Below are 1,335 nucleotides of genomic sequence, written 5' to 3'. Positions count from 1 at the left end.
CCCACGGACAGGTCAGGGTGGTGTGTCGCCGCGTCGTGCGGTCGTGTCGAGGAGTTCCGGGAGGTCTCCGAGCCGGTCGAGGCCCTTGACCGCGCGGGCCATGCGGTGGTTGGCCGCCAGGCGGTCGCGGTGGCGGTGCAGGAAGGCCCAGTAGCCCGCGGTGTAGGGGCAGGCGCGCTCACCGGTGCGGTCGGTGGGGCGGTAGGCGCAGGGGCCGCAGAGATCGCTCATCCGGTGGATGTAGGCGCCGCCTGAGGTGTAGGGCTTGGTGGTCATGAGGCCGCCGTCCGCGTACTGGGACATGCCGACGACGTTGGGGAGCATCACCCAGTCGTAGCCGTCGACGAAGCAGCGGTGGAACCAGTCGGTGACGGCCGCCGGGTCCCAGCCGTCCTGGAGGGCGCGGCTGCCGAGCACCATCAGACGGGGGATGTGGTGGGTCCAGCCGGTGTCGCGTACCTGGGCGAGCACTGTGGAGAGGCAGTTGGCGGTGACGGCGTCGGCGTCCAGGTCGAGGAACCAGTCCGGCAGCGGGGCGGTGTGGCGCAGCGCATTGCGGTGGCGGTAGTCCTCGCCGAAGTGCCAGTAGAGCTGCCACACGTACTCGCGCCAGCCGGCGATCTGCCGGACGAAGCCCTCGACGCTGTTGAGGGGCGCGTCGCCGGCGCGGTGGGCCCGCTCGGCGCGTTCCACGCATTCGGCCGGGTCGAGTAGTCCGAGGTTCAGCGGCGCGGACAGCAGGCTGTGGCTCATCACGGGTCGGCCGCGAGCATGGCGTCCTCCTGGCTGCCGAAGTCCGGCAGCCGGTGGGTGATGAAGTGCCGCAGCGCGGACAGCGCTTCGCGCCGGGTGGCGGGGAAGCGTCTGGGGCCGTCACGGCCGACGAAGGAGACGTCGCCGTCGCGTTCCCAGCGGTCGAGGTCGTGACGGACCTCTTCGTCGATGGCGTCCTCGCGCGGCTGCCAGGGGCGACGGACGTCGAGCATGTCCTGTCCGCGCGGCGGGGGTTCGCGGTTGTCGTGGTCGAGATTCCACCGCCCGCCGACGGGCTCGTCCCCGTCCATGAGCAGGTCGTGCCGCCCGCGGACCCAGCGGTAGAAGCCTTCCAGCCGCAGGCCTTGCCCGCCGCCGCGGCCGGCCCATCCCGCGAATTCGTCGTGGCTCACCATGAAGCCCTTCGCGGGCAGGACCTCGACGCCCTCGCACCTACGGGCGAAGTCCAGCGCCCGGCGCGACGTGGGATGACAGACCGTCAGCCGCGCGCCGGAGCTGCCCTCTTGAGCCGACCCCGCGGACGGGTGGCCAAGGGCCCGCTCCAGACCCTCGGCGTACGTC

General features: G+C 72.1%; 2 protein-coding genes. Both read right to left on the bottom strand.

What is annotated here, in order from left to right; all coding sequences use genetic code 11:
* Nucleotides 1–12: 12 nt before the first annotated feature.
* Entirely contained in the window at nt 13–753 is a 741-nt protein-coding gene (locus ACFXKA_RS42855) for a hypothetical protein (protein WP_379431884.1), read from the bottom strand.
* On the bottom strand, nt 753–1,335 hold a 583-nt coding region (locus tag ACFXKA_RS42850; RefSeq protein ID WP_379431883.1), incomplete at its 5' end, for a cryptochrome/photolyase family protein. The genes ACFXKA_RS42850 and ACFXKA_RS42855, both read right to left, overlap by 1 nt.

The sequence above is a fragment of the Nocardia sp. NPDC059228 genome (assembly GCF_042754245.1).
In the GTDB taxonomy this organism is placed as follows: Bacteria; Actinomycetota; Actinomycetes; order Mycobacteriales; family Mycobacteriaceae; genus Nocardia.
Note: the sequence above shows the minus strand (reverse complement) of the source record. Positions and strands in the feature narration are given on the sequence as shown.